Origin of the sequence: Clostridium sp. ATCC BAA-442 (genome assembly GCF_964239415.1) — a bacterium.
Lineage (GTDB): Bacteria > Bacillota > Clostridia > Oscillospirales > Oscillospiraceae > Flavonifractor > Flavonifractor plautii.
Genome location: NZ_CAXSQB010000027.1, coordinates 7,563 through 14,853, shown reverse-complemented (window position 1 = coordinate 14,853; position 7,291 = coordinate 7,563). Strand labels below are relative to the sequence as shown.

5 protein-coding genes and 1 riboswitch are annotated in these 7,291 nt (G+C 64.9%); of the genes, 3 read left to right on the top strand and 2 right to left on the bottom strand.

Translation table 11 applies throughout. The features are described from left to right. Positions 1-30: 30 nt before the first annotated feature. Both ACESY8_RS12220 and ACESY8_RS12215 read right to left on the bottom strand, forming a co-directional pair. Positions 31-924: a DUF1751 domain-containing protein gene (locus ACESY8_RS12220; RefSeq protein WP_140402430.1), complete on the bottom strand. Its 894-nt coding sequence runs from the start codon at positions 922-924 to the stop codon at positions 31-33. A 109-nt stretch (positions 925-1,033) separates the two neighbouring features. Further along, positions 1,034-3,352, bottom strand: a complete 2,319-nt coding sequence (locus tag ACESY8_RS12215) for a polysaccharide pyruvyl transferase family protein (protein ID WP_498794751.1) — start codon at positions 3,350-3,352, stop codon at positions 1,034-1,036. A gap of 203 nt (positions 3,353-3,555) precedes the next feature. Here ACESY8_RS12215 and ACESY8_RS12210 point away from each other — a divergent pair, with 203 nt between their 5' ends. From ACESY8_RS12210 to metK, 3 genes are all read left to right on the top strand, one after another. Further along, entirely contained in the window at positions 3,556-4,518 is a 963-nt protein-coding gene (locus tag ACESY8_RS12210) for a radical SAM protein (RefSeq protein WP_009261001.1), read from the top strand. After that, positions 4,515-5,759, top strand: coding sequence for an adenosylhomocysteinase (locus tag ACESY8_RS12205; protein WP_054339521.1), 1,245 nt, complete (start codon positions 4,515-4,517; stop codon positions 5,757-5,759). Before ACESY8_RS12210 ends, ACESY8_RS12205 begins: the two co-directional genes overlap by 4 nt. 126 nt (positions 5,760-5,885) lie before the next feature. Further along, positions 5,886-5,979, top strand: a riboswitch (SAM riboswitch). A gap of 76 nt (positions 5,980-6,055) precedes the next feature. Further along, positions 6,056-7,237 carry a methionine adenosyltransferase gene (gene metK, locus ACESY8_RS12200; protein ID WP_054339520.1) on the top strand — a complete coding sequence of 394 codons (1,182 nt, stop codon included), beginning with the start codon at positions 6,056-6,058 and terminating at the stop codon, positions 7,235-7,237. Positions 7,238-7,291 lie beyond the last annotated feature (54 nt).

The window sequence follows — 7,291 nt, the reverse complement described above, 5'->3', positions numbered from 1 at the left end:
GGCCTGAAGGCCGCCCGCCGCGCTGCTTTTTTATTGTATGTGAACGTGGTTGTGGATGTGCTCGGAACAGTAGCAGTAATAGCCGTTGCACTTGGAGCAGTAACGGAATTCCTCGTTGGGGTAGTCGGTGTCGGTCTTGCCGCAGACGGCGCACTTGTGGATATAACCCTTCTGCTGCTGGGCCTGCTTGGTGGCCTTCTTGAAGTTGACGGTCTGGCGGGAGGTCTGGTATTTGACCCGGCCGAAGAGCTGGAGGAAATTGTCCCAGAAGAAGATAAAGTAGTTCAGAATGGCAACCAGGGGGATGATGACGCCGGGGAGGGCGGCCAGGCCGGAGGTAAAGACGCCGAAGAGGCTGCTGAGGACGCTCCAGCCGAACAGGGCGGCGTCGATCCACGCCAGCCACTTGATCTTAATGGGGATGATGAAGAAAAGAAGCACCTGCATGTTTGGATACAGGGTGGCGAAGGCAAAGAACAGGGAGAGGTTCACGTAGGTCATGCTGGCGGTGGTGAGAAGCGGGAGCAGATGGGAGGGATAGAGAGGGGCGGTGACTGCGTAGAGCAGGAAACCGACCACCACGTTGAGCAGGACACCCAGGCCATAGAACACATTGAACTTAGCGGTACCCCACTCCCGCTCCAGCACTGAGCCGATCATATAGTAAAAGTAAAGAGAGACGGCCAGGAAGAAGAGGTTGCTGTCCAGCGGGACAAAGACAAAGGTGATGATGCGCCAGATCTGTCCGTGCAGAATGTAGTACGGCGAGAAGGCGAGCAGGGCGGACAGGGACACGCCGTAGCTGAACTGATCCATCAGCCAGACAAGCACATTGCCGACCACAATGACCAACATCAGGTTGGGTATGCCGAACCGGGGGTGCTTGTAGCAGAACCGATCCAGCCAGCGTTGAATTGCACTCAAGTAAAGTTACCTCCCGTTGGGCGGAATGCCCGCCCCGTTGTGACGTACAAAGTAGTGTACCAGACGGCCGGGAAAAATTCCCGAATAAATTGTAAACATTTCGCCGCCGTTATTTCAGCAGCTTGCGGATTTTTTCCTTCATGGCCGGGGTGAGCGCCTTGGCCGCCGCCCGGTAGGGCAGGGAGGGGAGGGCCAGAAAGCGCTTTTCCACCTCGGCGAAGGGCAGGGCCGCGAAGGCGGCAAAGAAGGCGGCCCGGCGGGGGTTGGCCTTCAGGGGGGAGGCCAGCCGGGGATTGCCCGCCACCGCCTCGGCCAGGGGGCGCTCCATCTGGCCGAACCGGGGGGAGAGGGCGTCGAAGACCACCTGTCCCCGGGCGGAGTTCACCAGCACCATGGAAACGCCCTTGTCCCGCTCCACCGGCAGGGCCAGCTTCTCGTCCAGGCCCCAGTAGTCGGCCAGGGTGAAGTCGGCGGGGCGGCTGGTGGAGGTGTACCGGCACCGGGCGCAGGCGGGGCGCAGGAAGAGCTGCATCCCGAAGCCCCGGCCGTAGCCGGTGCGGTTGAAGTCCTCGGTATAGACGCTCCCATCGGCAAACTGAGCGGTGAACCAGGGGTGAGACCAGCCGTGGGACTTGTCCTTGAAGCGCACCGAGACAACCTTGGAGCCGTGGGGGGCCTCCAGGCCGTCCAGGTAAGCCCGGAAGACCGCCGGGGAGGGCACCCCGTGGCACACCAGATCACAGGTGAGCAGGTTGGGGTAGTCCTTCCCCAAGTAGCGTTTGAGCCCGTCCACCTGGCAGGGTACGCCGGAGAAGAGCACCGCCGTCCCCTCCTCCAGCAGCGCCTTGACCTGGGAAAAGCTGCCGCCCAGATCGCTTTGGACGTACTTGGAGCCCCGCATGGGGGCCAGCTCCTCCACCGTGCGGGCGCACACGTGGCGGGCGGTCATGCCCTCGTCCAGCGCCGCGCCGAACACCGCGCCCCCCTGCTCCAGCACGTGCCGGGCCAGCAGGGAGAAGAAGCCGCCCGAGGAGCTGACCGCCCGCTCGGCCTCGTCGTGATTCCAGACCGCGTGGGCCGCCGCCGGGGCGGGGCCGGGCACCTGGGGCCGGAGGATGGGGCACACCCCCTCGCATTTGCGGCACAGAATGCAGTTCTCCCCGACCACGGGCCGGAGAAAGCCCTCGTGATCCGGCCGCATGGAGATAGCGCCCACGGGGCAAACCGACGCACAGGCGGTGCAGCCGGTGCAGTCCTCCGCCCTGCACAGCACCGGACGGGGGGCGGCCTGGGGCTCCGGCTCCTCTGCGGGCAGGGGGGCGCCCTCGATGGCGGCCCCCAGATAGGACAGGGAGTCGGCCCGGGCGACCGCCAGCTTCTCGTACACCGCGCCGTAGTCTATGGGGGCGTCCACCGGGGCGGTGGTGTCCAGGCCCAGGATGCGGTCGGCGCAGCCCAGCCGGGAGAGCAGGCTGTAGATGCGGGAGAAGGTGGGCTCCGCCCGCTCCCTGGGGGACATGGAGGTGAAGAAGTCCTTCTGGAACTGGAGGGAGAAGGCCGCCCCGTGGAAGGAGTTGGTCACCACGGCGGAGGCGTGCCGGAACAGGCCCAAAAACTCCCGGGGGCCGGCGTCAAAGACCAGCTCGGCCGCCCCGTCGATCTTCCGCCGGGCCCCCGCGAGCTGCACGATGGGCCAACCGGTGCGCGCCGATAGGGCCAAAGCGTAGGGGGCCGCCTCGCCGGGGTCGGAGACAAAGTAGCACAGGATATAGGGCCCCTGCCGTTTGGGGGCCGCAGCCAGCTCTCCCCAGTCCTCGCCGGTGAGGAGGAGGGTGGGGTCCAGCACCACCCGGGCGTCCCGCCCGGCAGCCTCCCGCAGCAGAACCTGCCCCCGCTTTTCCCGCACGGACAGGGCGGAGAAGGGAGTCAGAAAGCGGCGCAGCTCCTCCGCCTTGTCCTCCGGCAGCTCGGGCACGCCCAGGCTGGGGGCGTAGGCGATGCGGCGGCCCTCCCGGACGAAGCCCAGCAGGAAGGAGGGGTCAAACTGCTTGTCCTGGAAGATATAGGGGTTCCAGATCTGGTCGCTGCCCGCCACATACACGTCGTAAGCGGGCGGGTCGGCCCGGAGCTGCTCAAAGGCGGTGTACCGCCGGGGGGAGAGGGCCATCTCCTCGGCCACAAAGGCCTCGAAGCGCCGGAAGCGGCGCTGGAACGCCCCGTAGTGGAGGGCGGTATGGGCGTCGGAGGCCATGCCGCGCACGCCGCCGCTCTTTTTGAAAAGCTGGTTGGTGCGGGTGGTGTGGGGCAGGCGGTAGTCGATGATCTCGCAGTCGTGCCCCAGGGACTGGATGGCCCGCATGGTGGCAAGTGCCTGGAGCTGTGCCCCGTAGTGGTGGGCGAAATGAAAGGTGATGAGTCCGGTGCGCATGGCGCTCACTCCTAGAAAATCTGAGATGAAATCAGTTCAGTATATCCCGGAACTGCGGGGCTTGTCAACGCCGGCTGTTAGACACTCTTGCCATTGTGTCTGAAATTCCAACAGGAACCGCAGTTTTGTCTATGGCGTTGCGGCGATGGATGCATTATGATACAATTATAAAAATTGTCCGTGGGAAAGGAGCGTGCAGATTCATGAGCTTGCCGGCCAGACTCAGGGCCTTCGGCATCTCCAAGGCCCTGGACTACCTGGAGCGGGACCCGGACGCCAACCTTCCCAAGCTGATGGACTGGTTGGATAAATACACGGGGGAGCGGCTGGCCTCACCCTACCGGGAGCTGTTTCACAGGGCCATGAGTGACCCCGGCAACAACTGGCACCGCCTCATCAAGAGCATGTATACCGATATCGACAGCCGGGTGCTGAAAAAGATTTTTGAGAACTTTGTGATTCACGCCGGGCTGATGGACTGGCCCAGCCGCAACGCGGCGGGGGAACTGGGGAACGGCCGCGCCCCCTGGGCGGTGATCATCGACCCCTCCTTTCCCTGCGAGATGGGCTGCCGCGGCTGCGGCGCGTCCATCTACGGCGTGCGGCCCTATATGGAGTTCGACAGCCTGGACGAGGAGATTGAGGCCCGGAAGGGGCGGGGCTGCCATCTCTTTATCTTCAGCGGCGGCAACCCTCTGGCCCGGGAGCAGGAGACCATTGCCCTGTGCAACAAGCACACCGACTGCGTGTTCGCCGCTTTCACGCCGCCCCGGTTCATCACCGGCGAGCTGTGCGCGGATCTGTTGCGGGTGCGCAACCTGTTCCCCGCCATTCAGGTGGACGAGGACGGCGCCGACGCCACACGGGCCACGGCCCTGCTGCGGCGGTACAAGCTGCCCTTCGGCGTGGCCTGCCGCTGCACAGCGGAGAACGCAGAGCGGGTGGCCACCGAACTCTATTATGACCGGGTTATTGCCACCGGAGCCAAATTCTGCTGGTTTTTCACCTGCCCGGCCTACGGACCGGAGCAGCCGGCCAGCCTGGAGCAGCTGGAGGCCATTCACCGGCGTGTGCAGGAGTTCCGCAGGAGCAAGCCCCTTCTGACATTGGATTTCTGGGACGGACCCAGCCCCTCGGCGGCCGCCCCGCAAGGAGGAACAGCATGAGTATTGTAAAGGATCAGAACCTGGCCCCGGCCGGCCGCCGGAAGATCAACTGGGTGCGGGACTTCATGCCCGCCCTGGGCGGCATTGAGGCCCGCTTCGAGCGGGAGCAGCCCTTCGCCGGCCTGCGGGTGGCGGTGTCCGTCCACCTGGAGGCCAAGACCGCCAACCTGGGCTATGTGCTCGCCAAGGGCGGGGCGGAGGTGCGCCTCACCGGCTCCAACCCCCTGTCCACCCAGGACGACGTGGCCGCCGGACTGGCCGACATGGGCGTGGAGACCTTCGGCATTCACGGCGCCATGGGGGAGGAGTATGAGAACCTCCTCATCGAGACCCTCAAGTTCAAGCCCCATCTGGTGGTGGATGACGGCGGCGATTTGATCCACCTGCTGGGCGGCAAGTGCGCCGACCTGGGCGAGCACCTCATCGGCGGCTGCGAGGAGACCACCACCGGCATCCTGCGCCTCAAGGCCCGGGAGCGGGAGGGCATCCTGCCCTGCCCCATGATGGCCGTCAACGACGCCAAGGCCAAGCACTACTATGACAATAAGTACGGCACCGGCCAGTCTGTTTGGGACGCCATCATGCACACCGCCAACCTGGTGGTGGCGGGCAAGACCGTGGTGGTGGCCGGGTACGGCTGGTGCGGCAAGGGGGTGGCCATGCGGGCCGCCGGCATGGGGGCCAGCGTCATCGTCACCGAGGTGGATCCCTTCAAGGCCCTGGACGCCACCATGAACGGCTTCCGGGTCATGCCCATGGACGAGGCCGCCAGGTACGGCGACATCTTCGTCACCGTCACCGGCTGCAAGGACGTCATCACCCCGAAGCACTTCGCGGTGATGAAGCACAACGCCATCCTCACCAACGCCGGCCACTTCGACTGCGAGGTGGACGTGGCGGGCCTGGCGGCCATGGCGGTCAAACGGGAGCTGCGCCGGGACAACATCGAGGGCTTCACCCTGCCCGACGGCCGGGTGCTCAACGTCATCGGTGAGGGGCGGCTGGTCAACTTGGCCGCCGGCAACGGCCACCCCGCCGAGATTATGGACATGTCCTTCTCCGTCCAGGCCCTGGCCCTAGAGTGGCTGGTCAGGCACCGGGACGGCCTGGAGAAGAAGGTCTATCAGGTGCCCGCCGAGATCGACGACGCCATCGGCCGGGTCAAGCTGGCCGCCATGGGCCTGTCCATCGACGCCCTCACCCCCGAGCAGGAGGAGTACCTCAACGGCTGGAAGGCGTGACGGCGTCCCCCTGCGTAAATCCGGCGGCTTGCACAACGGCGCCCCCGCCGGCGCTATACAAAGCCCCTGTTTTGTCTATTGCATATCGGGAAAAAAGTCGATAGAATAGCTACAGTCAATTGAATAGCCTTATCGAGAGTGGTGGAGGGAACGGCCCGATGAAACCCGGCAACCTGCAATGCAAGGTGCCAAATCCGGCGAGGAAATCGAAAGATGAGGATGGATGAGCACCACGCGCTCCGCCATCCGGCGGGGCGCGTTTTTCGTGCCCGAGTGAGAAAGGAAGGAACTACATTATGGCAAAGCGTCTGTTTACCTCGGAGTCCGTCACCGAGGGCCACCCCGACAAAGTCTGCGACCAGATCTCCGATGCCGTCCTGGACGACATTCTGGCCCACGATCCCAATGCCCACGTGGCCTGTGAGACCTTCACCACCACCGGTATTGTCACCGTGATGGGCGAGATCACCACCAAGCACTACACCGACATCCCCTCCATCGTCCGCCGCACCGTGGAGCGCATCGGCTACACCGACCCGGCCTACGGCTTCGACTACCGCTCCTGCGCGGTGATGACCGCCATCGACGAGCAGTCCCCCGACATCGCCATGGGCGTCAACCAGTCCTTTGAGCTCCAGGAGGGCGGCACCGACGAGGCCGACCGTATCGGCGCCGGCGACCAGGGCATGATGTTCGGCTACGCCTGCGACGAGACGGATGTGCTGATGCCCGCTCCCATCGACCTGGCCCACAAGCTGGCCCGCCAGCTCACCGACGTGCGCAAGAGCGGGAAGCTCTCCTGGCTGCGCCCCGACGGCAAGAGCCAGGTCACCGTGGAGTACGGCGACGACGGCAAGGTGCTCTCCTGCCCCGCCATCGTGGTGTCCACCCAACACGACCCCGACATCGCCCTGAAGGAGCTGCGGGAGGCCGTGGTGGAGGAGATCATCAAGCCCATTATCCCCGCCCAGTACATCACCAAGGACACCAAGTTCTATGTCAACCCCACCGGCCGCTTTGTGGTGGGTGGCCCCGTGGGCGACACCGGCCTGACCGGACGCAAGATCATCGTGGACACCTATGGCGGCTCCGCGGCCCACGGCGGCGGCTGCTTCTCCGGCAAGGACCCCACCAAGGTGGACCGCTCCGCCGCCTACATGGCCCGCTACATCGCCAAGAACCTGGTGGCCGCCGGCCTGTGCCGCAAGTGCCAGATTGAGTTGGCCTACGCCATCGGCGTGGCCCACCCCGTCTCCGTTCTGGTGGACACCTACGGCACCGGCGTGCTGGACGAGGAGAAGCTCTCCGCCATCGTCAACGATTGCTTCGACATGCGCCCGGCCAAGATCATCGAGCACCTGGATCTCCGCCGCCCCATCTACGAGCAGACTGCCGCCTATGGCCACTTCGGCCGCGCCGACGTGGATCTGCCCTGGGAGCACACCGACATGGTGGAGAAGCTCAAGAGCTATCTGTAAGCGCCGGCCGTCCCTTTGCATCATCTGTACGCCCGCCGCAGGTTCTGCCTGCGG

Excerpts from the sequence above, each read along its gene's own strand:
- ACESY8_RS12210 (WP_009261001.1), top strand. The coding sequence starts at position 3,556 with ATGAGCTTGCCGGCCAGACTCAGGGCCTTCGGCATCTCCAAGGCCCTG.
- ACESY8_RS12215 (WP_498794751.1), bottom strand. The coding sequence starts at position 3,352 with ATGCGCACCGGACTCATCACCTTTCATTTCGCCCACCACTACGGGGCA.
- ACESY8_RS12205 (WP_054339521.1), top strand. The coding sequence starts at position 4,515 with ATGAGTATTGTAAAGGATCAGAACCTGGCCCCGGCCGGCCGCCGGAAG.
- metK (WP_054339520.1), top strand. The coding sequence starts at position 6,056 with ATGGCAAAGCGTCTGTTTACCTCGGAGTCCGTCACCGAGGGCCACCCC.